Source organism: Vogesella oryzagri (assembly GCF_040148885.1).
Taxonomy (GTDB): Bacteria; Pseudomonadota; Gammaproteobacteria; order Burkholderiales; family Chromobacteriaceae; genus Vogesella; species Vogesella oryzagri.
Genome location: NZ_JBEFLD010000009.1, coordinates 23,994 through 45,356 on the forward strand (window position 1 = coordinate 23,994; position 21,363 = coordinate 45,356).

The 21,363-nt window shown below is 63.1% G+C and carries 19 protein-coding genes; 10 read left to right on the forward strand and 9 right to left on the reverse strand.

Annotated elements, in window-relative coordinates; translation table 11 throughout:
* Positions 1–15 precede the first annotated feature (15 nt).
* Entirely contained in the window at positions 16–2,040 is a 2,025-nt protein-coding gene (locus ABNW52_RS16050; protein ID WP_349589968.1) for a peptidase M11, read from the forward strand.
* A gap of 126 nt (positions 2,041–2,166) precedes the next feature.
* Here the strand turns inward: ABNW52_RS16050 and ABNW52_RS16055 are convergent, their stop codons facing one another.
* The 7 genes from ABNW52_RS16055 to ABNW52_RS16085 form a co-directional block, all read right to left on the reverse strand.
* Complete coding sequence (locus ABNW52_RS16055) at positions 2,167–3,813, reverse strand: hypothetical protein (RefSeq protein ID WP_349589969.1); 1,647 nt, start codon at positions 3,811–3,813, stop codon at positions 2,167–2,169.
* A 363-nt stretch (positions 3,814–4,176) separates the two neighbouring features.
* Positions 4,177–4,824 carry a lytic transglycosylase domain-containing protein gene (locus tag ABNW52_RS16060; protein WP_349589972.1) on the reverse strand — a complete coding sequence of 216 codons (648 nt, stop codon included), beginning with the start codon at positions 4,822–4,824 and terminating at the stop codon, positions 4,177–4,179.
* Positions 4,825–4,836: 12 nt separating this feature from the next.
* The gene (locus ABNW52_RS16065; protein WP_349589974.1) at positions 4,837–5,589 is read right to left on the reverse strand and encodes a general secretion pathway protein GspB; all 753 of its coding nucleotides are present in this window, start codon (positions 5,587–5,589) and stop codon (positions 4,837–4,839) included.
* Between the two features lie 10 nt (positions 5,590–5,599).
* A complete protein-coding gene (locus ABNW52_RS16070; RefSeq protein WP_349589977.1) occupies positions 5,600–7,210 on the reverse strand; it encodes an ExeA family protein in 1,611 nt (536 codons plus the stop codon).
* Between the two features lie 414 nt (positions 7,211–7,624).
* Positions 7,625–9,439 (reverse strand): amidohydrolase, encoded by a 1,815-nt coding sequence (locus ABNW52_RS16075; RefSeq protein ID WP_349589980.1) that lies wholly within the window; start codon positions 9,437–9,439, stop codon positions 7,625–7,627.
* 144 nt (positions 9,440–9,583) lie between these two features.
* Positions 9,584–10,684 (reverse strand): helix-turn-helix domain-containing protein, encoded by a 1,101-nt coding sequence (locus tag ABNW52_RS16080; RefSeq protein ID WP_349589982.1) that lies wholly within the window; start codon positions 10,682–10,684, stop codon positions 9,584–9,586.
* A gap of 187 nt (positions 10,685–10,871) precedes the next feature.
* On the reverse strand, positions 10,872–11,783 hold the full coding sequence (locus ABNW52_RS16085) for a LysR family transcriptional regulator (RefSeq protein ID WP_349589984.1): 912 nt from the start codon (positions 11,781–11,783) through the stop codon (positions 10,872–10,874).
* A 98-nt stretch (positions 11,784–11,881) separates the two neighbouring features.
* Between ABNW52_RS16085 and ABNW52_RS16090 the strand changes: the two genes are divergently transcribed.
* The 4 genes from ABNW52_RS16090 (at position 11,882) to argE (ending at position 15,490) form a co-directional block, all read left to right on the forward strand.
* On the forward strand, positions 11,882–13,171 hold the full coding sequence (locus ABNW52_RS16090) for a flavin-containing monooxygenase (protein ID WP_349589986.1): 1,290 nt from the start codon (positions 11,882–11,884) through the stop codon (positions 13,169–13,171).
* 62 nt (positions 13,172–13,233) lie between these two features.
* The gene (locus tag ABNW52_RS16095) at positions 13,234–13,653 is read left to right on the forward strand and encodes a RidA family protein (protein ID WP_349589988.1); all 420 of its coding nucleotides are present in this window, start codon (positions 13,234–13,236) and stop codon (positions 13,651–13,653) included.
* Positions 13,653–14,327, forward strand: coding sequence for a DUF1028 domain-containing protein (locus ABNW52_RS16100; RefSeq protein WP_349589991.1), 675 nt, complete (start codon positions 13,653–13,655; stop codon positions 14,325–14,327). Before ABNW52_RS16095 ends, ABNW52_RS16100 begins: the two co-directional genes overlap by 1 nt.
* Complete coding sequence (argE, locus tag ABNW52_RS16105; RefSeq protein WP_349589994.1) at positions 14,324–15,490, forward strand: acetylornithine deacetylase; 1,167 nt, start codon at positions 14,324–14,326, stop codon at positions 15,488–15,490. The genes ABNW52_RS16100 and argE overlap by 4 nt, the downstream gene beginning before the upstream one ends.
* 340 nt (positions 15,491–15,830) lie before the next feature.
* Here argE and ABNW52_RS16110 read toward each other — a convergent pair whose 3' ends face one another.
* Together ABNW52_RS16110 and ABNW52_RS16115 are read right to left on the reverse strand one after the other, a co-directional pair.
* The gene (locus ABNW52_RS16110) at positions 15,831–16,859 is read right to left on the reverse strand and encodes a chorismate transformation FkbO/Hyg5 family protein (protein ID WP_349589996.1); all 1,029 of its coding nucleotides are present in this window, start codon (positions 16,857–16,859) and stop codon (positions 15,831–15,833) included.
* Between the two features lie 57 nt (positions 16,860–16,916).
* On the reverse strand, positions 16,917–17,600 hold the full coding sequence (locus ABNW52_RS16115) for a phosphatase PAP2 family protein (protein WP_349589998.1): 684 nt from the start codon (positions 17,598–17,600) through the stop codon (positions 16,917–16,919).
* Between the two features lie 235 nt (positions 17,601–17,835).
* Here ABNW52_RS16115 and ABNW52_RS16120 point away from each other — a divergent pair, with 235 nt between their 5' ends.
* Genes ABNW52_RS16120 through ABNW52_RS16140 form a run of 5 tightly spaced genes read left to right on the forward strand, consistent with a single transcriptional unit; the run spans position 17,836 to position 21,360 of the window.
* Positions 17,836–18,114, forward strand: a complete 279-nt coding sequence (locus tag ABNW52_RS16120) for a phosphopantetheine-binding protein (RefSeq protein ID WP_349590000.1) — start codon at positions 17,836–17,838, stop codon at positions 18,112–18,114.
* Complete coding sequence (locus ABNW52_RS16125) at positions 18,111–18,767, forward strand: COG4648 family protein (RefSeq protein WP_349590002.1); 657 nt, start codon at positions 18,111–18,113, stop codon at positions 18,765–18,767. The genes ABNW52_RS16120 and ABNW52_RS16125 overlap by 4 nt, the downstream gene beginning before the upstream one ends.
* 33 nt (positions 18,768–18,800) lie before the next feature.
* Entirely contained in the window at positions 18,801–20,147 is a 1,347-nt protein-coding gene (locus tag ABNW52_RS16130) for an AMP-binding protein (RefSeq protein ID WP_349590004.1), read from the forward strand.
* A gap of 2 nt (positions 20,148–20,149) precedes the next feature.
* A complete protein-coding gene (locus ABNW52_RS16135) occupies positions 20,150–20,446 on the forward strand; it encodes an ApeI family dehydratase (RefSeq protein ID WP_349590006.1) in 297 nt (98 codons plus the stop codon).
* Positions 20,443–21,360 (forward strand): LpxL/LpxP family acyltransferase, encoded by a 918-nt coding sequence (locus ABNW52_RS16140; RefSeq protein ID WP_349590009.1) that lies wholly within the window; start codon positions 20,443–20,445, stop codon positions 21,358–21,360. The genes ABNW52_RS16135 and ABNW52_RS16140 overlap by 4 nt, the downstream gene beginning before the upstream one ends.
* Positions 21,361–21,363 lie beyond the last annotated feature (3 nt).

Genomic DNA, 21,363 nt, shown 5'->3' on the forward strand with positions numbered 1-21,363 from the left:
TAAAGGAGCAAGTCAGTGCGTAATTCTCAATTTTCGTGCGGCCAACGTATGGCCAAGTGGGCCGCTTTGCTGGCCGGTTTGTTGCTGGCCGGCCAGGCGGCATCGCTGCAGGCGGCGGTACCCGCTGCAAAGGTTACTGCCGTACAGGCGCAGGCCGGCACCGCGGCAGCGGTGGAGCTGGAAGGTGAGCTGGAGGTGCAGCACGAGGATGATTTCGAGAACAAGAAGAGCCGTACCCGGCATTTCCTGAAGACCGAGTCTGGAGAGCGATATGAGCTCCATTTCAAGGGCGATAAGCCACATCACCCCAGCGGCACCAAGTTGCGTGTCAGGGGGGCTAAGAGTGGTTCCATTCTCTATCTGGACTCCAGCAGCAGCGTTCAGGTTATGGCTCTGGCCTCACCCTCTACCTTGGGCGAACACAAAGTATTGGTAATGATGGTTAACTTCCAGGACAACGCTACCCAGCCCTTTACGCTTGCCGACGCGAGCAGCGTAGTGTTCACCCAGACTAATAACTTCATGCGTGAAAATTCGTCCCAGCAGACTTGGATTTCTGGTAACGCATACGGCTGGTATACGCTTCCTATTACGAGTACTTGTGATTCATTTCAAATCATCTCGCATGGGGAGCAGGCTGCGACGGCTGCGGGGATTAACTTGGCAAACTATTCCCATCATGTTTATGTGATGCCTAAAAACATGTCTTGCGGTTGGTCTGGGAGTGGGACGATGGGGGGGGTGCCTGCAAATATCGTGATTAATGGGAGCCTGGAGGCAAAGGTTGTTGCTCATGAGTTTGGTCATAACTTAGGGCTTGATCATTCTCATGGTTTGAATTGTGGTACAGGTACAATTGGCTCATCTTGCACCAGTATTGAATATGGTGATGCAGCTGATGTTATGGGAAATACTGGGGCGGGCCATTTCAATGCATTCCAGAAGGAGCGGTTGGGCTGGCTGAACAATGGCACAATGCCTACCATTACCACTGTGCAAAATAGCGGTAGTTACACTTTGGAACCCTATGAAACCGCTAGTGGTAATCCCAAGGCACTAAAGGTTCTCAAAAGTGTTGACTCTGTTACAGGAGTACGCACTTGGTATTACATTGAGTACCGTCAAGCGATTGGTTTTGATGCTTATCTTGCAACGTTACCGATCAGTAATTATATGACTGGGGTAGTGATTCGAACTGGATCAGAGTCTGGTTCTGGCACAAGCTTTCTGCTTGACATGACTCCTAATAGCGACTCAACTTCATGGGATTGGTACGACGCGGCTTTGACTTCTGGAGTGAGTTTTAGTGATTCGACGGCCGGTGTAACTATTACAACGACGTGGACAAATGGCGCCGGTGCTGGGGTCGATATACAGCTGGCTAATTCAACGTCCTGTACGCATGCGAATCCGTCAGTGGTGATGTCAAGTTCGCAAAATTCTTTGGTGGCAGTTGGTACTGTGGTGGCGTACACGGTTGCGCTCACCAACAACGACAGCAGTGCCTGCGCTGCATCAACCTTCAACCTGCAGCCGAACGTGCCGGCCGGTTGGAGCGGTACTCTTGGAAGCCCTGCCCTGACTGTCAGCCCGGGGGGCGCCAGCTCTACGACGCTCTCCGTAGCCTCCGCCTCTACTGCCGTGGCGGGTACATACAGCGTTGGGGTAACTGCTACCAATAATAGTGCTAGCAGCGCTAGTGCCTCGGCTAGCTACACGATTGCTTCTGCGACTAGTGCGAATTTGTCAACCTCGGTTATGACCGATAAGGCGAGCTATAACAAGGGCAGTACGGTGCAGATTACCAGCACGGTTATGTTGAACAGCAAGCCAGTTACCAATGCTAGTGTGGCTTTCAGTGTAACCAAACCAAACGGAACGGTGGTCAGCCAGTCGATAATTACCGATAGCAAAGGCCAAGCGGTGTATCAGATGCGTCTTAGTAAACAGAAAGACCCAGCGGGGATGTACCAGGTCAAAGGCATTGCTAGTAGTAGTGGCAGTTCCGCTAGTGCCAGTACGAGTTTCTTAGTACAATAAAGTGTTGCAAGCCGGATGACATGAAAGTGTACCATCCGGCTTGCCGTTTTCTGGATAATAAAATGGCGCTCGGAGGTGCCGCGCGCCATTTTTTCAAGAGAAAATGTTACTACATTCGGTGGAGGATTAATTGCACAGCGGGCAGGTTGCTGTGATCGTTGCTTTTTGATCCTCTTGGAGAGCCGGGTTTGTGCCAATTGCCGTTACCGTGTCACTAAACTGTGCCGTTGAGGGGTCAGTGATACCGCCATTGGCTTGGCTGGGAGTGTACGAACCAGAGTAAGGAACAACCCCGGTTGAGACGCAGTTGTCGGTGGTAGGTTGAACCAATACCTGGGATGGTAGGGACGAGCTATCGGCTCCGTTCTTTGGCGCATCCGTGATAGTTACTTTAAGTGGAACATCACCCTGCACGCAGGCATAGCCAGAGTAATTAACTTTAACCACCACTTGGCCATTGACTACGTCAAGGACAGTAGAGCAGTCCTTGGTAATGACCAGTTTAGGATTCAGTTGCAATGGTGAGCACTTCACTGAAGCTGGGTCGGCGACAATTGTGGTGCTGCCGAATACCGTTTTAGCCGTTACCGTATTCACTGGAGGGTTGTCATCCGTAAAGAACGTATCGGTGAACGAAACAGTACCGTTTACTGCTAGTGGGGATGCAAGGGTTTGAGATTTTGTTTGATCATCCGACGTGTCGCCAGGTGTTCCGACATCATCCACGATTGTGATCACGCTTCCAGTGGGTAGACTACCTGAACCTTCATTTTTGACGGTCGCTGTGTAGGTCGCCAAGTAAAACTTGGATGTGTTGTCCTGTGAAGTGGTAAGGCGAGTTACACTGCAAGACTTGCTAACCGAGATCTTGCAAGTCTGGAAGGAGTGCAGCACAAAATCCTTAAGTTGTGCAGTTTCTGACTGTGAACTCCGTGTTTCAGCCATGAAGGCGGAGAAGCACACATCAGTGCCTAACGTTTCGGTAACATCGATGCCGCCTTCAAAGAAGCTGATTGGCGGGAAAGTGCCCGGCGATCCGGATTTCGGTGTATAGCCCCAAGGGGCTGTTTGGTCGCTGCTGTTAAAAGAGGCGCAATAAGTGTGGTTGGATGGCAGCCCCGAATCTCCACATTGAGCAACTGATGTTCCTGGCCCCCCGGCAAGCCGCTGCAAAGTCCCTCCCTTGATATCGCCACCTGTCCCGACCCATTTGAGGACTTCGATGTTACCAACGGCGCCACCTTGGGTGACATTGACCAGAATGAGCAGATCTCCTACCTGATGTACGCCGTTAAACGTACCACCAGACTTAGGAGCGACCTTATCCTTGAAGAACCAGAAGCCCAATTGCGCATCACCGTCGTTGGAAGAGCGATCCAGACCGAAATAGAAAATCAGATGGTTGTTATGGGCCGGGTCGATATAGGCTGCGGCATAAGCGTTGGTGATGTTGTCCTTGTCCGGGACGCTACCATCCGTGAATCTCCATTGTGAAACATCGCTGACGTCTTTTGATCCACCCGTGGTAAAGATGGATTGTGGGGCAGGATCTGGTACCAAGCCGGTACGGGCGATGGCAGGGCCGCTATATGTGCCTGCGTTGACCGTCGACCAGTCTTCGCCTGTAGTGGATTCATCTACCGCGTTAGCGTTTTTCTCAAGCTCAAAGAGTCCCAAAGTGTCGATTGCATAGGTTGGCGTTATGCCACTCATCATGACGGCCATACACAATCCTGCTGCCGTCAAGAAATTTCGTAATGTAAAGGTTCTCACGATAACCTCCTCTGAATTGCTCAAAGGCGGTTCCTGCTAAGGAATCGCACGCATGATTCCCCTCTCCTGCGAAATACTCCGCCAAGATGACCTATCGCTATTACTTTTTATTCGGGTGCGGAATCATCAAGCGAAACACCGGCCTGCTGCCTGGCGGGTTGGTGATCATGGCACTCCCCCACAGCGATATCACTACAGCCGATCTTTACCTCCTCCCTTTGTGACGGCGGGATTTCGTATGCTCCATGCTAGTATTTGCTGACAAGTAATTCAAAGAAATATTTAAAATATAGTAGTGGCAATAATGGGGTGTAATGCTGCTCCAGCCAGCATGTTTGGGGAGGAATTTGGGGTAGTGGAGGGTTAGGGTTGCTGTTGATTGCGGCTGTAGTGGCCTAGCACGCGCGGGATGTAATTACGGGTTTCCTGATAGGGCGGCACGGTGTTGTTGTAGCGCATGACGGCCTGTTCGCCAGCGTTATAGGCGGCCAGGGCCAGGTGCAGGTTGTTCTGGAAGCGCGTCATCAAGTCGCGCAGGTACAAGGCGCCGGCACGCATGTTCTGCTCCGGGTCGAGCGGATCCGCCACGCCGTAGCGCAAGGCGGTGGCCGGCATCAGCTGCATCAGCCCCATCGCGCCTTTGGGGGACACTGCCTGGGGGTTGTAGCCGGATTCTGTGGCCACTACCGCGTGCAGCAGTGCGGCGTCCATGCTCAGTGCCTGGGCGGTACGGTCCACCAGCTCGCCCCAGCGCAGGCGCAGCTGCTGGCTGTCAGCCTGGCGCCGGCTACGGGTGCTCGCTTGCGCAGGCTCGCGGGGGCCGCGCTGCAGCAGACGGTAACGCCAGTCCTGCGGCACATTGCTCAAGTGCACCACGCCTTCGCTGTCGGTAAAGCTATAGATGTCACCGCCAGCGCCCAGCGCCATGCCGCTACACACCAGGCTGAGCAGCGCGAGTACCGCGGGCTTGGCCAGCCGGAAACTGTGGCGGGGCGGGGGCAGGGTATCCATGTCCATTTCCCGTCAGTACAGGCCCCGGCGGAAGCGGTAGCCCTTGTAGCGCAGGATGACGCCATCCGGCTGGATACGCTCCAGCGTCATGCCGGCAATGATGTCGTCGCCGGTATGGCGCGCACGATCGTTGATGATGGCCAGGTGCTCGCCATTGTCCGGCGACAGCGACAGGCCGGACACCACCACGTTCTTGTCCACCTCTTGCCGCAGTGCTGCCGGCAGTTCGCTGATATCCAGAATGCGATCGCGGTTGGCTGCGGTGCTGTCGGTGGCGGCAACCTCGTCTTTTACGAGCGGCTTGGCCGGGGGCTGCGGGTTGGCCATCGCCGGCGCTTTGGCTACCCGGCTCGGCGCGGGCCGGGCGGCAGCCGGTGCAGTGGCGGGCGGTGTGATGGCAGACGGCGCGATCGCCGGCTGGCGCGGTGCCGCAACTAGCGGGGCCGGCGGCGTGCTGTTATCCGAAACGATTGCTGCTGGTGCTTCGCGCACAGCGGGCGGGCGGGGCGCGATGGCGGTTGCCGGTGCCGTGGCTACCGCAGCCGTGGGCGCGTTGGCCGCAGGCAGCCCGGGGCGCTGGAACAAGATCGCGGCCAGACCCGCGGCACACAGTGCCACGCCAATCGACAACAGCGCCAGCCGGGAGCGGGGCGGCGGTGGCGAGCGGGTTTCCGCCGGGTAGCTGGCCACGCTCTGCAGCGATGGCACCGCCGAGCGCTGGCGTTCTTGTTCGGCTTTCAGCAGGGCATCAAGAATGTATGACATAAGCAGTTCCTCATGCCGACGTTGGCCGCACTGTCAGTTGCGGGGCGTAACGGCTGGCGTCGCCGTGTGCCAGCAGGATCAGGGTCAACGGCCCGGCGATGCCGTCCGCGGGCACGCCCATCCGTTTCTGGAATTCGCGCAGTCGCTGCTCAAGCTGCTTGTCGAAGATCACATCCCAGCGGGGGGTACCGTCGCTGCCGGATTGTTGCTCCAGCCGCTGCCACAGCCAGGTCACGCCCAGGCCGCGGCTCCCCTGCGCCATTGGCCCCTGGTAGCCCGGCGGGGGGCGCCATAGCAGTTGATAGCTGCCATCCCACGCCGTCTGCAGCAAGCGGGAAGGCACGGTACTGCGCAGCTGGCCGTTACCGACGGTGGCCTGGTCGTTGTGCAGCTGCTCCAGCAGCAGGTAGCCATCGCTGCCGGCGGTCTGCATGTGCAGCAGAACCGGCAGATTCAGCTGCAGCAGCAGGGCCAGATCGCCACGGCCATGCAGGCAGGCCAGGCCTGCCAGTGCTGCCTGCTGGCAGAATTCGTCGGTAGCGCCGCTGCTGGCGGAAAGTTTCCATTGCTGCAGCAGGGCAAGGTTGGCCGCAGGCGCTGTGGCCGGCGCCGGCAAGCTGCTGGCCATCACCGCGGCTGGCGGGCCAGGCAGTGCCGGCGCGGCTGCGACTTTGTGCGCGCTGCTAGTCGCCACTGGCGGCCGGGCCGCTGCCGGGGCCTCCTGCCGGTAGAGCAGCAGGGTCGAGGCAAGTGCGGTGGCGCTGACCAGCAGCGCCCCGGCGGTCAGCAGTTTCTGTCCGCGGCGGTGGCGCATCTCCGGGCCAAACACCTCGGCGGCGGCCGTGCGCAAGGTGGCCTTGTCGACCTCGGTCTTGCCTTGCACATAGCAGCCCAGCAGTGCGCGGTCGCACAGCAGGTTGAGCTTGCGCGGTATGCCGCCGCTGTAGCGGTACAGCAGTGGTGTCAGTTTGTCCGGAAACAGGCTGCGGCTGCAGTCGGCAATTGCCAGCCGGTGATGGATGTAGTCGGCAATTTCCGCCGCTGGCAGCGGCCCCAGGTGATAGCGCGAGACAATGCGCTGTGACAGTTGGCGCAGCGATGGCCGCTCCAGCTTGTCACGTAATTCCGGCTGCCCCAGCAGCGCAATATGCAGCAGCTTGCGCTGATTGGTTTCCAGGTTGGTCAGCAGCCGGATCTGCTCCAGCACGTCGTCGTCCAGATTCTGCGCTTCATCGATGATCACCAGCGTGGTACGCCCCTTGGCGTGGCTGTCCAGCAGGTAGCTGTTGATGCGGTCGATGTACTCTTTGGAGCCCGGCGCGGCCGGCAAGGGGATGTGCAGTTCTTCGCAAATGGTGGACAGCAGTTCCTGCGCATTCAGCTTGGGGTTGAAGATCAGCGCCACATCGCATTCCGGTGGCAGCTGCTGCAGGAAGCAGCGGCAGAGTGTCGTTTTGCCGGTGCCGATATCGCCGGTCAGCAGCACGAAACCGCCATTGTTCATCGCCCCGTACATCAGGTGGGCAAGCGCCTCCCGGTGCTGTTGGCTCATGAACAGAAAGTGCGGGTCCGGCGCGATGGAGAACGGCAAGCCGGAGAAGCCATAATGGTGTGTATACATGATGGGCGGCTTCGGTAGCACGCTACGGCTGATGTCAAAAAGTATAGTTAGCGAGCGGGAAAATACTAATCGCCGCGGCATGGCCGCCCGCCTGCGGCAGGCGTCATGTCGCGGTGTGGCGCGGGCGGGCAAGCCGCGCGGCGGGGTGGTTTCTGTGCGTGCAGCGGTGCCGGCACGGCTGCAGCGTCAAGATGGTTGCGGCCAACTTGAGGTGTGATTGTTGACCATCTGCGCTGCTGGCTGGTAGCGGATAAGTTGGCCGCAGGCTGACAAGGCCGGCCAGTCAAGCGCGCTGAAGCGGCGCAAGACACGGGGCAAGTGCTGTAGCAAAACAGCCGCCACAGCAAAACAGCCGCCGGCGGCAAGGGGTTGCCACCGGCGGCTGTGCTTATGCCGCGAAATGCGCGCAGGGGGTTAGTGGAAGCGTGGCGCGCGCCAGACCTCTTTGCCGCCAACCATGGTCAGCAGCACGCGGGTATGGGCCAGCTGCGACAGCGGTGCGCGCATGAAGTTTTTGTCCAGCACGATCAGGTCGGCATACTTGCCCGGCTCGATGGAGCCGAGCTGGCGCTCCAGCCGCAGTTGATAGGCGGCGTTCATGGTAATGGCACGGATGACGTCGCTTCTGGACAGCAGCGGGTCCAGGTTGAGCCGGCCGCGGTATTCGGCGCCAAAGCCGGCCGGGTGCTGCGGGTCGCCGCTGCGGGTGACGCCGACGCGCAGATTGTAGAAATAGGCCATCGGATCGACCGGCCAGTCGCTGCCGTAGGCGATGCGGGTATCGGCCTGGCGCAGGCTGCCTTCCGGCTCCATGTGGGCATAGCGTTGCTTGCCCAGCTGCTTTGCCACTGCCTCCACCGAGTACGGCGCGCGCTGCGCCCACTGGAACGACATCACCGCGCTGGTGTTCAGCTGCTTGAAGCGCCGGTAATCCGCCGGGTCCACCAGCTCGGCGTGGGCAATCGCCGGGCGGAAGTCCTGCAGACCCGGCTGGCTGCGGGTGTAGGCCACCGCGTCCAGCGCCTGGCGCACGGTGGCGTCGCCGATGGCATGCATGTGCACGTCCAGCCCCTGGCGCGCCGCCTGCAGCACCACGTCGTTGACCTGCTGCTGGTTGAAGTAGCCCTCGCCCAGATGCTGGCCCGGCAGCCATTCGGCATGCTTGTCCTTGGCCGGCTCTACCCGGTACGGCGCCAGCAGGCGGGCGGTCTGCGCCGGCGCCTGCAGCACGCCGTCCATCCACAGTTTGACGTTGCTGACGCGGATGCCGGGCTGGCTGCCGGCATCGGCATTGTATTTGGCGGCGATGGCCTTGATGCCGGCGATGGCGTCGGCCGGCTTGTTGGCCTCGTCCGGGGTAACCTTGATTGCAAACAGCGCCCGCGCGGTCAGCGCGCCTTGCTGCTGCAGTGTGGAGAACACCTGCACCTCCCGCTCGTCGCTCAGCGCCGACAGAAAGGTGGTAACGCCGGCTTCGCCGAACTTGCCCAGCGCCAGGCGGGCAAAGTGCAGCTGCTCGCTGTCGCTGGCTTGCGGCTTGCTGTTGTCGCTGAGCAGCACAGCGCCATCCTCGATCATGCCGCTTGGCTCACCGTTGGCCGCACGGCCGATCACGCCGCCCGGCGGGTTGGCGGTTTGTGCCGTGATGCCGGAGGCCTGCAGCGCCTTGCTGTTGTTGAGGCGGGAGTGATTGTCGATGGAGGTAACGATGATCGGGCGGCTCTGGCTGAGCGCGTCCAGGTCGGCCTTCACCGGGTCGCGGTCCAGCTTGACGGTGGCCTGGCGGTCCCAGTTGACCACCTCCAGCCAGGTGCTGTCCGGCGTGTTGGCTTTCTCGGCCAGACAGCTGCGCACCTTGTCCTGCAACTGCGCCACCGTGACCGGCTTGTAGTCCAGGTTGCACTTGGTCATGCCTTCGCCGCCGGTCAGCGGGTGGACGTGGCCGTCCACCAGGCCGGGCATCAGCATCTTGCCATGCAGGTCGATCTGCCGGGTGCGTGGCCCGATGTAGCGGGCCAGGTCACGGTTAGTGCCGACAAAGATAATGTGGCCATCCTTGACCGCCACGGCCTGACGCACCGTGTCGTGGCGATCGACGGTGTAGACGTAGCCATTCTTGAATACCGTGTCGGCGCTTGGCGCGGCGGCGGACGCCTGCGCGGCCAGCAGGCTGGCGACGGCCAGCGCCAGCGGGCGCAGCTGCTGGCGGGCAAACAGGGGGTGCGACATGTTCTCCTCCTCTTTCTTATGAGTTGCCTTGCCGCGCCGGGTGGTGCGGCAGGAGTGTCAACTATATGAAACCGGAGGTCGCGGCCTGGTATCTCCACGCCTGGATTGTGTAGCCGCAGGCACGGCTCTGGGTGGTGGCGGGCGTCAGCTGTCGGCTTCGCGGGCAAACTGGCGCGGCGTTTTGCCGGTGTAGCGTTTGAAGGCGCGGAAGAAGCTCACCCGCTCGCCATAGCCAAGCTGCGCGGCGATCTGTTCGATACTCAGGACGCCTTGCCGCAGTTCGGCGCAGGCATAGGCCATGCGCACCTGCTCCAGCAGCGCGGAAAAACTGGTTTGCTCGTCGCGCAGGTGGGCTTGCAGGGTGCTGGGCGCCAGGTGCAGCTCCTGTGCCGCCTGCTGCAGCGTGGGGGTGCTGCAGAGAATGGCGCCTTCCAGCCAGTGCTGCAGCCGTGTCCTGGTGGATGCCTCGTGGCGGCAGGCGGCAAGCTGCTTTTCGCAGGCGCGCAGCACCGCCGCCTGGGTGTCGGCATCGTAAGACAGCAGCGGGGTATCGACCCAGGCCAGCGGCAGGGTGAGCAGGTTGCGCGCGGCGGCGAAATGGATCTTGCCGGGGAAGTAACGGTACATCTCGTCGGCGTAGCTGGGCTCCGGATAGACGAAGCTCAGCTCGGCCTGCTGCATCTCGGTGATGTACGGCAGCAGGTCGGCGATGCCGGACCACAGCGAAAACATCCAGTCTTCGATCAAGCAGCGGTGCTCGATGGCGGCCTGGTCCGGAAACTGCAGTACCAGCCGTTGCGGGGTGTAGTGGACGTTGAGCCCGGTGTAGCCGGCCAGCGTCTGGTAACGGCGCGCGGTGCTGAACAGTTCGCGCAGGTTCTTGCTGCTGTGCAGCGCATAACCGAATGTGCCCAGGTCGGTCAGCTTGCTCATCGCCCCCATGCGCACGCCCAGCGCCGGTAACGGTAGCTCGTGTACCAGCAGGGTCATGAGCTGCGAGAAGTGGCGGGTTTCGAACGCTGGCTTGCCGTCGGCGGTCGTCGCAGGCGCGGGGCTCAGCCGCGCCAGAAACGCGGCGCGGTCGATGGCAACCCGGCTGCCGGCAAGCTGCAGCAACAGCTCGACCCAGCGCGCCACGGTATCGGGCGCCGGCAGCTTGATCGGCGGGCGCTTATGGTCCAGCCCCTGGATGAATTCGTAGTGGACGGGGCGGGCGGGGCTCTGGTCGGGTGTCTTCGGCGGCATAGGGCGGTAATGGCTGCCTGGCGGCGTGGCGGCCAACCTTGGGCGGCGAGTCAGGATCGGGGCGGGCGGCGCCTGCCGGCACAGGCTACCAACAAGCGGCAGCGGCAACAACGCGCCCGGGTCGATAGCTTGGCCGCCGGTGTCCGCGGCGCGCGCTGCTGCCGGCGGCTAGCGCCACCCGGCAGAGTCAATCCGCCGGCAGCGCGGCCCCCAGCAGCTGCAGGCAGCTGTCGCGCAGCGCCTCGGCCTTGCGGGTGAGCTTCAGCTCCTGCGGCCAGGCCAGCACGATGGGCAGCCTCGGCACATCGTCGACGATTTCCAGATAGACCAGCTTGCCGCCGTCGTAGCTCACATCCACCTTGGGCTGCAGGTTGAGCAGCGCATAGCCGAAATGCGCCGCCACCAGTCCGCGCACCAGCTCGAAGTTGACGGTGCGGTGGCCAACCCTGGGCTCCAGCCCCAGCTGGCGGAACAGCCCCAGAAAGTATTCGCGGCTGTGCGGCCGGTCCAGCAGCACCAGTGGCTCGTCGGCCAGCTCGGCCAGCGATACCCGGCCGCGCGCGGCCAGCGGGTGATCGGCCGCCACCAGCACGTAGGGGCGGGCGCCGGACAGCGGCAGCTTGTGCAGCGTGTCCGGCAGCCCCAGGTCGTACAGCAGCGCCAGCTCGATCTGCCCGCCCAGCAGCGCCGTTTGCAGCTGCTGGGTGTCGCCTTCCAGCAGGTTCACTTCCAGCTCCGGGTAGGTGTCGCGCAGCGCGCTGAGCAGGCCGGGCAGCAGGATGGGCGCCATGGTGGTGAAGCAGCCCAGCGTGATCGTGCCGCGCAGCGACTGGCTGATTTCCTGTGCCTGCTGCTGCAGGTCGTCGGCGTGGTGCAGCAGGTTGCGTGCGGCGGCGATGAAACTCTGCCCGGCCGGGGTCAGCGACACCCCGCGTGCATGGTGGCGCACAAAGAACTGCAGGCCGAAGGTTTCTTCCAGCTGGGCAATGGCATTGGATACGCCGGGCTGCGAGGTGTACAGCGCGTTGGCCGCAGCGGTCACGCTGCCGTGGTCGGCCACCGCTACCAGGTAGGCCAGTTGTCGCAGGGTATATTGCATAAGCTGAAATTATCCTTTGCAGAATATTTATATATTTTCAGTATCTAGCGTGGCTCCGTAGACTGGCCTTGTCAACCAGCTCAACAGGAGAGAGCAAGATGGCAATGGAAAAGACGGACACGCTGGTCATCGGTGCCGGTCAGGCAGGCGTGGCCATGAGCGAACACCTGAGCAAGCTCGAAATTCCCCACATCGTGCTGGAACGCAGCCGCATCGCCGAACGCTGGCGCAGCGAGCGCTGGGATTCGCTGGTGTGCAACGGCCCGGCCTGGCACGACCGCTTTCCCGGCCTCGCCATCGATGCCGACCAGGATGCCTTCGTGGCCAAGGACAAGGTGGCGGACTACTTCGAAGCCTATGCCCGCAAGTTCAATGCCCCGATCCGCACCGGGGTGGAAGTGAAGAAAGTCACCCGCAATGTTGGCCGCCCCGGTTTTACCGTGGAAACCTCGGCCGGGGTGTTCGAGGCCAACCGCGTGGTGGCTGCCACCGGGCCGTTCCAGAAGCCGGTGATTCCGGCGGTGGCGCCGCAGGACGACCGCCTGCTTCAGATGCACTCCACGCAGTATCGCAACCCGGCACAGCTGCCTGCCGGCGCGGTGCTGGTGGTGGGCGCCGGCTCCTCCGGCGTGCAGATCGCCGATGAACTGCAGCGCGCCGGCCGCAAGGTGTACCTGTCGGTGGGCGCGCACGACCGCCCGCCGCGCGCCTACCGTGGCCGCGACTTTTGCTGGTGGCTGGGTGTGCTGGGCGAGTGGGACGCGGCAACGGTAAAGCCGGGCACCGAGCACGTCACCATTGCGGTAAGCGGCGCACGGGGTGGAGAAACCATCGATTTCCGTCGTCTGGCGCATGAGGGCATCACCCTGGTGGGCATGACCAAGTCGTTCGACAACGGCGTGGCCAGCTTCCAGCCGGACCTTGCGGCCAACGTGGCGCGTGGCGATGCCAACTACCTGGCGCTGCTGGATGCTGCCGATGCCTACATCGCCCGCAACGGGCTGGACCTGCCGGAAGAGCCGCAAGCGCGGCGCATGCTGCCGGACCCGGCCTGCATCAGCGAGCCGGTGCTGTCGCTGGACCTGGCTGCCGCCGGGGTGAACACCATCATCTGGGCTACCGGCTTTGCGCTGGACTACAGCTGGCTGCAGGTGAATGTCTTCGACGACAAGGGCAAGCCGCAGCACCAGCGCGGCGTATCCAGCGAGCAGGGGGTGTACTTCGTCGGCCTGCCGTGGCTGTCGCGACGCGGTTCGTCCTTCATCTGGGGGGTATGGCACGACGCCCGCTTCATTGCCGACCACATCGCCATCCAGCGCAAGTACGCCGCCTACCGCGATGCCGGCCAGCGCGCGCAAGCCGCGGCGGCCGTGCCGGCGGAAGTCTGAACAACAACACCGGGTCGCCACGGCGGCCCGGAACCTGCACACACAAACACAAGGTGACAAACATGGTTCACAAGCGTATCCGCCCGTTCAATACCAAAGAAACCTACCCGGAACAGAACCTCAACAACGACCTGTGCCAGGCCGTGGTGGCCGGCAATATGGTGTTCCTGCGCGGCCAGATCGGCCAGGACCTGGACACCCGCGAGTCGGTGGGCATCGGCGACGTGACCGCGCAGGCGGAAAAGGCGATGGCCAACGTCAAGATGCTGCTGGAAGAGTCCGGCAGCTGCCTGGACGACATCTGCAAGATCGTGATCTACCTGGTAGACCCGCGCTACCGCGAAGCGGTGTACCAGGTGGTGGGCAAGTGGCTCAAGGGCGTGTACCCGGTTTCCACCGGCCTGGTGGTATCGGCACTGGCCCGCCCGGAATGGCTGGTGGAAATCGACGTTACCGCCGTGATTCCCGAGGAGCGCCGCTGATGACCTTTTCCATCGCTGCCCGCTGCCGGCAAAGCGGCATGGTCGGCGTAGCCGTGGCCTCGTCCAGCATTGCCGTGGCCAGCCGCTGCGCCAATGTGCGCGCCGGGGTAGGCGCTGCGCTGAGCCAGAACGTGACCAACCCCATGCTGGGCCGGCTGGCGCTGGCGCAGATGGCGGCCGGGCAGGATGGCGATGCACTGCGCGCCAGCCTGTTGGCCGCAGACCCGCACAGCGACTGGCGGCAGCTGGTGCTGGCGCCGCTGGACGGCACGCCGCAGGTGATCACCGGCTGTCATGCGCTGGGGGTGTACGGCGCCGCCACCGGTCAGGACTGCGCCGCTGGCGGCAACCTGCTGGCCAGCCCGCAGGTGCCGCAGGCCATGGTGGATGCATTCGAAGCCAGTAGCGGCAGTCTGCCGCAGCGGCTGCTGGCGGCATTGCAGGCGGCGGTGGATGCCGGCGGCGAGGCCGGGCCGATTCATGCCGCCGGCCTGCAGGCCACGCTGGATACCGAGTGGCCCAGCGTCGATCTGCGCATCGACTGGAGCGATGGTGCGCCGGTGGCCGAGCTGGCCGCACTGTGGCAGCGCTATCAGCCGCAGATGGCTGCCTATGTCACCCGCGCCGTGTCGCCGCAGGAAGCGCCCAGCTACGGCGTGGCGGGAGACCCATGATGGAACAATATTCTTCGCTGGGCCTGCTGCAGACGCTGGTGGGCTTCGATACCGTCAGCCAGCATTCCAATCTGGCGCTGATCCACTTCGTGCGTGACTACCTGGCGCAGTACGGCATCGCCAGCCAGCTGGTGTGCAATGAAGAAGGCAGCAAGGCCAACCTGTACGCCACCATCGGCCCCACCGACCGGGGCGGGGTGATGCTGGCCGGGCATACCGACGTGGTGCCGGTGACCGGCCAGAACTGGAGCAGCGATCCATTTTGTCTCGATGTGCGCGACGGCCGTGCCTATGGCCGTGGCAGCGCCGACATGAAGGGCTTCATTGCCGCGGTGCTGGCCGCGGTGCCGGCGTTTGCGGCGGCAAAGCTGCACACCCCGCTGCACATCGCGCTGACCTACGACGAGGAAATCGGCTGCATCGGCGTGCGCCGCCTGCTGGACGTGCTGGGCGGCCTGCCGGTGCTGCCGCAGATGGCCATCGTCGGCGAGCCCACGCTGATGCGGCTGGTGGCGGCGCACAAGGGCAAGGTGGCGTACCAGGTAAAGCTGCGCGGCAAGGAAGGCCACTCCAGCAACCCGGCTGCCGGGGTGAACGCGGTGGAATACGCCGCCGAGCTGATCACCTTCATCCGTGAACTGGCGCGCGAGCGTGCCGAACTGGGGCCGTTCGACCCGCTGTACGAAGTGCCGTACACCACGCTGCATGTGGGCAAGATGCACGGCGGCACCGCGCTGAACATCATTCCGGCCGCCAGTGAATTCGAGTTCGAAATCCGCCACCTGCCGGAAGACGACCCGCAGCCGTTGCTGAATGCCATCTTCAATTACGCGCGCGGCCAACTGCTGCCGGCAATGCGCGCGGTGGACCCGGCGGCGGGCATCGAGTTTGTGGAGCGCAGCAGCTATCCCGGCCTGCTTACCGCGCCGGACGCTGCCGTGGTGCGCTTCGTGCAGTCGCTGCTGGGCGACGAGCGCGCACCGGCCAAGATCGCCTTCGGTACCGAAGCCGGCCTGTTCTCGCAGCGCGTGGGCATCCCGGCGGTGGTACTGGGGCCGGGCAGCATAGACCAGGCGCACAAGCCGGACGAATGGCTGGCGCTGGATCAGCTGTCTGCCTGCGACACCTTGCTGGCCACGCTGTTGCAGCGGCTTGGCCAGTAATGGCGGCCAAGGTATGGCGAAACTGACTATGTGCTTGCCTACAACTTGAAGCGAGTCATGAAGGTTATCGGATTTACAGGGTTAATGGCGGCAGTAACGGCCTGTAGCTGGGGCTTTTTTACCCACCTAAATCGCCTAGTTTGCGCAGCGACTGAGTTTGATAACCCAGCACGAAACTGTACTAACTATCTTGGCAGTAACCTGTGGCTGCGTTTCCGCGTGGCTTCGGGCCAAAGTAGTCTTTTCCTTCATTCTTGTTGAGTGTCTGTTTCACCCAGAATCTCGGACACTGCCACAAGTATTGGCCATGCCCTACTGCCTGTAGAGTGCTCCAGAGGGCTCAGATTGTGGTGGCGGTGATCTCGCGGGACAGGCCATGCGCTTCGACTTCAACCAACAGATTGCTGCGGCAAATGTCCGCCTGCACGTACACGGCGCGCATGTCGGGGCCGATCAGCTGTTCCAGCGCGGTGCGCACTTTGGGGTAGTCGGCGGCATGGCGGATGTAGACCCGGTAGTCCAGCCCGGCCAGGCTGTAGTCGGCGGCCGGCGTCAAGCGTTGTGCCTGCTCCACCAGTACACTGATATTGGCCACGGTTTCCCGCGTTTGCGCCACCACGTCGTCAAGATGCACGGTGCCGTGCCCGACGATGCTGGCGGTGCCGGAAATGAACAGGATGTCATGGCGACCGCTGCTGGCGAGCGCGGCGCGGGTAAAGGTGGGGCTGCGCGGGCCGTATTGCCGCGGGTAGGCGAAGGCGCTGGTCTGGCGCGGGTTCTCGATGCAACGCGGGGCATGTCGTGCCGCCAGGAAGGCGATGCTCAGCGGGCCGTCCACCACACCCAGCGCACAGGCGGCGGGGCTGCTGTCCACCGGCCGCGCAAAGTCGGCAAACGCCTCGTGGCGGCCGATGTTGAACTGGCGGTAGCGTTCCAGCCCGTACTCCACCTCGTTGATGCGCGGCACGTAGTTCCACACCCGCCACAGGTGCGGGAAGCCTTCGGTCTCCAGTAGCGAGAACAGCTGGCGGTAGGCTTGCTCTGCGGCCAACTGCAGCGCGGTGCCGGTATCGGAACCGTGGGTTTCTTCCAGCTCGATCACGCCGTAGAGCAACTCGTCACTGGCACTGAAGCGGATGTCGTGGAAGCGGCCACGGCGGCAGGTGGCGGCGCTGTGCCAGTATTCGTGCAGCTGCTGCACACTGCCGCCCAGCAGCGGGGTGCGCACCCGTTGCACAGGCCAGGGCAGTTCTGGTGCAGGCTGCTGCAGGCTGCTCATGCCGAGGATGCCGGCGGCGGCCGGCAGCGGCTGCCCATCCGGGGCGGAAGGGTCACACTGGAAAAACTGTAAGCTGGTATCTGGACTCATGATGCGGGTGTTTCGGCGGCAACTGCAAAAAGGGGATATGGGGCGGCGGGGCACGCTTCAAGGCGGTGGCAGGCGGTAGCCAAGCGCGTGAGTCTTTAGGCCGCTCAGCCAGGCAGAGCCCAGCCCCAGCAGGGTGCCGGCGATTACGTCCAGCGCCACGTGCTGCTTCACCGCCATGGTGGAGTAGGCAATGGCCACGCACCAGGCGATGTTGAACCACTCTACACCGCGGCCCAGCCGCAGCAGGCGCAGGCGCCAGTGCAGCCACAGGCCGGAAAACACCGCGGTGGCCACGTGCAGCGAGGGAAAGGCATTGCCGGCGGTATCGACGTTTTTCAGAAAGGCCACGCCCGGATATTGCCGCCAGTCGATATCGGCCGGTGCGATGGCGTTGGGCCAGAAATAGAATATCGCCAGCCCGCTCAGGCAGGGCAGGGCTACCTTGAAACCATAAGCGATGATTTCGCCGCGGCTGAGCATCAGTACCGTCGGTAGCGACACATAGACCCACAGCGACAGGTAGATCGGCAGCGCCCAGGGCTGGAAGCCGATCATTTGGTCCACTGTGGTGGCGGGAATGATGCTGACCTCGGCGGCGGGATGCCGCAGCAGGTATACGTAGGCAACAAAAAACACCATGGTGAAGCCCATGGTGCCGAACATCTTGAACCAGAAACGGGTCAGCGCGGTGGCCACGATTCCGGTCTGGCCCAGGCGGTGGCTGGTCACACCCTCGTTCAAAACTGCTCCTTAAGGCTGGTGTCTGGTCTGGCGCGGTGGTCGGCCGGGGAGGATATTTGTTATACTCCGCCTTCATTTTCCGCAGGTTAGGTACTTGCCGCGCGTTGTCGGAGTCAGGCGCCAGAGCACTATGTTTTTGGCGTATGTCGATAGGCACGGCGATGATACAGAAACTGCGTGACGTTGGCGATTGTCAGCATTTCCCTTAAACAAGCCCTTGTTATCACTTCAAATCATGGAACAACACATCGAGCCGGATCTGGCGCTGGAACGCGAAATTGCCGCGCATATCGTTACCGCGCTGAACCTTGACATCGCTCCCGACGACATTGTTCCCGAGTCGCCGCTGTACGGTGACGAGCTGGGTATCGACTCCATCGACATCCTGGAAATCGCGCTGGTGATGTCCAAGCAGTACGGGGTGCAGATGAAGGCGGACAGCGCAGACAACTCCACCATTTTTGCCTCCCTGCGCGCACTGGCGGCCTACATCCGCGAGCATCGCAGCAAATGACCGGACTGTGGCGCACCTTGCGCCTGGTTCTGCTGGCGCTGCTTGGGGGCGGCTACCTGGTGATGGACTACCTGGCTTCCTCCTCCACGCAGCCGCCGGCCTACGCGGTGCTGATCGGCGCCGCGCCCCTTACCGCCGGGGCGATCGCGGCCTGCTGGAACTCCACCTTTCGCCTGCCCGCCACGCTGCTGTGTCTGGGTGGCCTGCTGGCGATGGTCCTGAATCTCGACCGGCTGCTGGCGCACGCTGCGTGGCTGTATTTCTTCCAGCACGCCGGCATCATGAGCGGCCTTGGCATCATGTTCGGCAGCACGCTGGGCAGCCACGAGGGCGCGCTGTGTTCGCGCATCGCCCGCGTCGCCATCGCCGAGCCGCTGGATGCGCGCTACCTGCATTACACCTGGAAGGTCACCCTGGCCTGGACCGTTTACTTCGCTGCCAGCGCGCTGCTGTCGCTGTTGCTGTTCGCCTTTGCGCCGCTGGCCAGCTGGGCGCTGTTCGCCTCACTGCTCACCCCGCTGTCGTTGGGGCTGATGTTCGGCGGCGAATACCTGATCCGCCTGCGCGCGCTGCCGGGGCAGCCGCACTTCAGCATCGCGCAGACCATCCGTTCCTATCGCCAATACACGCAGTGCCGCGACACCACCGAGTAGTGCCGCGCTGCCGACCCTGAGCCGTTCCGTTCCATGAGCCTGATTCCGCTGCTTCCCGATGCCGACCGCCACGCTCCGTTCGCCTACCGCGATGGTAGCGTGATCGACCGCGAAACCTTTTATGCCCAGGTGATGGCGCTGGCCGCCGTGCTGCCGCAAGGGCCGCGGGTGATGAATCTGTGCACCGACCGCTACTGGTTCGCTGTGGCGCTGTTCGCCGCCATCGCCCGCGGCATGCTCACCGTGCTGCCCAATTCGGCGGCGCCGGAGCACATCGCCCAGGTTGCCGCCGAGCAGCCGGGCCTGCTGGTGCTGGGCGACCAGGCCGACTGCCCGGTAGCGGGGCTGCCGTATTTTCGTGTCGACATGCTGCCACCGGCGATGCGGCCAACCTTGGGCGACATGCCGCTGATCGCTTTCGACCAGCGCATTACCTGCATGTACACCTCCGGCTCCACCGGCACGCCGATGCCGCACTTCAAGACCTTTGGCCGCCTGCAGCTGGCGATCCAGGCCGGGGCGGAGCGAGTGTGGGCGGCAGCCGGCGCGCCGTGCTCGGTGGTGGGCACGGTGCCGATCCGTCACATGTACGGGTTGGAATCCAGTGTGCTGCTGCCGATTCTTGCCGGCGGGCGCATGTCGTCGCAGATTCCGTTCTTTCCGGCCGACATCGCCGCCAGCCTGGCGGAAATGCCGGCGCCGCGGCTCTTGGTGATCACCCCCTTCCACCTGCGCAAGCTGCTGGAGGCGGACATCGTACTGCCGGAAATCGCCGTCATCCTGTCGGCCACTGCACCGCTGTCGGCGGAGTTGGCCGCACAGACCCGCCAGCAGCTGGGCTGCCCGGTACTGGAAATCTACGGCTCCACCGAAACCGGCCAGGTTGCCACCCGCGAGACCGACCGCGACAGCAACTGGCAAACCTTGCGCGGCATCGCGCTGGAGCAGCGTGATGAAGAGTTCTGGGCGGTGGGCGAGGTGTACGAGACGCCGCAGATGCTCAACGACAACATCGAGCTGTTCAGCCCGCAGCTGTTCCGGCTGGTGGATCGCAAGGCCAATATGATCAACGTTGCCGGCAAGCGCAGCTCGCTGTCCTTCCTCAACGCCACGCTCACCGGTCTGCCCGGTGTGCTGGACGGCGTGTTCTGCGTGCCGGAGCGCAGCGGTGACGGCGAAGTGGACCGCCTGGCCGTCTTCGTGGTCGCACCGGGGCTGGATCGCAGCCAGATCCTGGCTGGCCTGCGCCAGCATATCGACTCGGTATTCCTGCCGCGCCACGTGGTGTTCGTCGACACCCTGCCGCGCGACGGTAACGGCAAGATCCTGGCCCGCACCCTGCAGGATCTGATTGCGCAACATCTTCCCAAGCGGGACTAAGCATGCAGCACGTCATCCTTCAAATCGCCAGCGATCATCCGGCTTACGCCGGCCACTTTCCCGGCCGCCCGGTGCTGCCGGGGGTGGTGCTGCTCGACCACGCCATGCTGGCCATCGAGGACGCCTGTCAGCTGCAACTGAGCGGTCTGCTGGTGGCCAAGTTCCATAACCCGGTCAGCCCGGGGCAGCCGCTGCGGCTGGAGTTCCGGCAGGATGCCGCGGCTGTGGCGTTCACCATTTTTCATGAACAGCGCAAGGTGGCGGACGGCAAGTTCGCCATCGCTACGGAGCCGGTGTGAGCCAGCCCGAGGCCAATGGTCAGCAACCGGCGTGGCTGCAGCAGCGCGAGCGCGGCAGCCGCTTCTGGCTGCGCGTCATGTCCACGCTGTCCAGCCTGCTGGGGCGGCGCTGTTCGCGGCTGGTGCTGTACGGCATTGCCGCCTATTTCCTGCTGTTCGGCGGCCGCGCCCGTGCCGCATCGTGCGCCTACCTGACGCGCAGCCTGGGGCGCCCGCCGCGCTGGCATGAGCAGTACCTCCACGTGCTGAGCTTCGCCAGTACCATCCATGATCGCGTCTACCTGCTGCGCGACCGCTTCGACGATTTCCACATCGAGCTGTCCGGCACCGAGGCGCTGCACCGGCACTACCATCAGGGCCAGGGGCTGCTGCTGTTCGGCGCCCACTTCGGCAGTTTCGAGGTGCTGCGGGCGATGGCGCGCAGCCATCCGGAACTGCGGATGAGCATGGCGATGTATCCGGAGAACGCCCGTCAGATCAATCAGGCGCTACAAGCCATCAATCCGGCGGCGCAGCAGGACATCATCGCGCTGGGGACGCTGGATGCCATGCTGGGTGTGCATCGCCGGCTACAGGAGGGTGCGCTGGTGGGCATTCTGGCCGATCGCGCCGCCGGGCAGGACCAATACCAGCACCGCCCGCTGCTGGGCGCGCCGGCGCGTTTTCCCGGCGGGCCGTTCCGCATGGCGGCGATGCTGAAGCACCCGGTGTACTTCATGGCCGGCATCTATCTGGGCGGCAACCGCTACCGCGTGCATTTCGAGTTGCTGGAGGATTTTTCCGGTTCCGGGCGCCTGAAGCGGGAACAAGCGGCGGCCGCGCTGCTCGACAAATATGTGGCGGCGCTGGAGCGGCATTGCCGCGCCTACCCGTTCAACTGGTTCAACTTTTACGATTTTTGGGATGAAAGCTAGACA

What these genes read in the sequence shown, in the direction of transcription:
- ABNW52_RS16100 (WP_349589991.1), top strand. Translation starts at nt 13,653, where the DNA reads ATGACCTTTTCCATCGCTGCCCGCTGCCGGCAAAGCGGCATGGTCGGC.
- ABNW52_RS16090 (WP_349589986.1), top strand. Translation starts at nt 11,882, where the DNA reads ATGGCAATGGAAAAGACGGACACGCTGGTCATCGGTGCCGGTCAGGCA.
- ABNW52_RS16060 (WP_349589972.1), bottom strand. Translation starts at nt 4,824, where the DNA reads ATGGATACCCTGCCCCCGCCCCGCCACAGTTTCCGGCTGGCCAAGCCC.
- argE (WP_349589994.1), top strand. Translation starts at nt 14,324, where the DNA reads ATGATGGAACAATATTCTTCGCTGGGCCTGCTGCAGACGCTGGTGGGC.
- ABNW52_RS16135 (WP_349590006.1), top strand. Translation starts at nt 20,150, where the DNA reads ATGCAGCACGTCATCCTTCAAATCGCCAGCGATCATCCGGCTTACGCC.
- ABNW52_RS16095 (WP_349589988.1), top strand. Translation starts at nt 13,234, where the DNA reads ATGGTTCACAAGCGTATCCGCCCGTTCAATACCAAAGAAACCTACCCG.
- ABNW52_RS16085 (WP_349589984.1), bottom strand. Translation starts at nt 11,783, where the DNA reads ATGCAATATACCCTGCGACAACTGGCCTACCTGGTAGCGGTGGCCGAC.
- ABNW52_RS16075 (WP_349589980.1), bottom strand. Translation starts at nt 9,439, where the DNA reads ATGTCGCACCCCCTGTTTGCCCGCCAGCAGCTGCGCCCGCTGGCGCTG.
- ABNW52_RS16070 (WP_349589977.1), bottom strand. Translation starts at nt 7,210, where the DNA reads ATGTATACACACCATTATGGCTTCTCCGGCTTGCCGTTCTCCATCGCG.
- ABNW52_RS16125 (WP_349590002.1), top strand. Translation starts at nt 18,111, where the DNA reads ATGACCGGACTGTGGCGCACCTTGCGCCTGGTTCTGCTGGCGCTGCTT.
- ABNW52_RS16110 (WP_349589996.1), bottom strand. Translation starts at nt 16,859, where the DNA reads ATGAGTCCAGATACCAGCTTACAGTTTTTCCAGTGTGACCCTTCCGCC.
- ABNW52_RS16065 (WP_349589974.1), bottom strand. Translation starts at nt 5,589, where the DNA reads ATGTCATACATTCTTGATGCCCTGCTGAAAGCCGAACAAGAACGCCAG.
- ABNW52_RS16130 (WP_349590004.1), top strand. Translation starts at nt 18,801, where the DNA reads ATGAGCCTGATTCCGCTGCTTCCCGATGCCGACCGCCACGCTCCGTTC.
- ABNW52_RS16080 (WP_349589982.1), bottom strand. Translation starts at nt 10,684, where the DNA reads ATGCCGCCGAAGACACCCGACCAGAGCCCCGCCCGCCCCGTCCACTAC.
- ABNW52_RS16120 (WP_349590000.1), top strand. Translation starts at nt 17,836, where the DNA reads ATGGAACAACACATCGAGCCGGATCTGGCGCTGGAACGCGAAATTGCC.